Below are 1,244 nucleotides of genomic sequence, written 5' to 3' on the forward strand. Positions count from 1 at the left end.
GGCGCTGTGCCAGCCGCTGGGTGAGCAACTGGCGGCCGCGATACGTCAGCGCCATCCGGTGGCAATGATCGATGAGTTTCAGGATACCGATCCGCAGCAGTATCGTATTTTCCGCGCCATCTACGGTGAACAACCCGACAGCGGCATGCTGTTGATCGGTGACCCGAAACAAGCTATCTATGCCTTCCGTGGCGCGGATATTTTCACTTACATGCGGGCGCGTGCCGATGTTAAGGCGCACTACACGCTGGAAACCAACTGGCGCTCTTCCCATGAGATGGTCAGCGGTGTCAATCGCCTGTTTCAATGCGTCGACAATCCGTTTATTTTTTCGGCGATCCCTTTTTTGCCGGTTAAGCCTGCTCCGGGTAAACAGGGGCTGCGTTTCGAGATGGACGGCGTGTCGCAGCCCGCACTGCAATTTTGTCTGTCGGGTTCGACGGCGTTGGGCACCGGCGAGTATCAGCAACTGATGGCGCAGCAGTGTGCCATGCAAATTCGCGATTGGCTGCAAGCGGGTCAACGCCATACCGCCTGGCTGGATAATGGCCGCGTGCGCTCTCCGGTGCAGGCATCGGATATTTGTGTCCTGGTGCGTAGCCGCCATGAAGCAGCGTTGGTGCGCGATGCGTTGCGCCGTCTTGCCATTCCCTCCGTCTATCTCTCCAACCGAGACAGCGTTTTCACCACACCGGAAGCGCGTGAGGTGCTGTGGCTGTTGCAGGCCGTGCTGGCGCCCGAACAGGAACGCACGTTGCGCAGCGCGCTGGCGACCTCCTTACTGGGATTCAGCGCGCAGCAGATTGATGCGCTAAACCAGAGCGAGGCGGATTGGGATGCGCAGGTCGATACCTTTGCCGCGTTTCGCGATCTTTGGCAGCGGCGTGGCGTGCTCCCAATGCTGCGCTCACTGATGTCGCATTACCGTTTGGCGGAAAATCTACTGGCTAGCCGTGAAGGTGAACGTCGGTTAACCGATTTCTTGCATCTGGGCGAACTGCTGCAACACGCTGGAGCCACGCTGGAAAGCGAGCATGCGTTGGTGCGCTGGCTGGCGCAGCAGATTTTGCAGCCCAATCCGCAGGCCGAAAACCAGCAATTGCGTTTAGAGAGCGATCGCCATCTGGTGCAAATTGTCACCATCCATAAATCCAAAGGACTGGAATATCCGCTGGTCTGGCTACCGTTTATTTGTCACTTTCGTCCTCAGTCTGATGGTATCTACCATGACAGGCGCACCTTTC

General features: G+C 57.7%; 1 protein-coding gene. It reads left to right on the top strand.

Features of this window, described 5'->3' with window-relative positions; all coding sequences use genetic code 11:
* Positions 1-1,244: UvrD-helicase domain-containing protein (locus tag J5224_RS28565; RefSeq protein ID WP_264628477.1), on the top strand; the 1,244-nt coding region annotated here is incomplete at both ends.

This window comes from Candidatus Symbiopectobacterium sp. NZEC135, assembly GCF_025962695.1.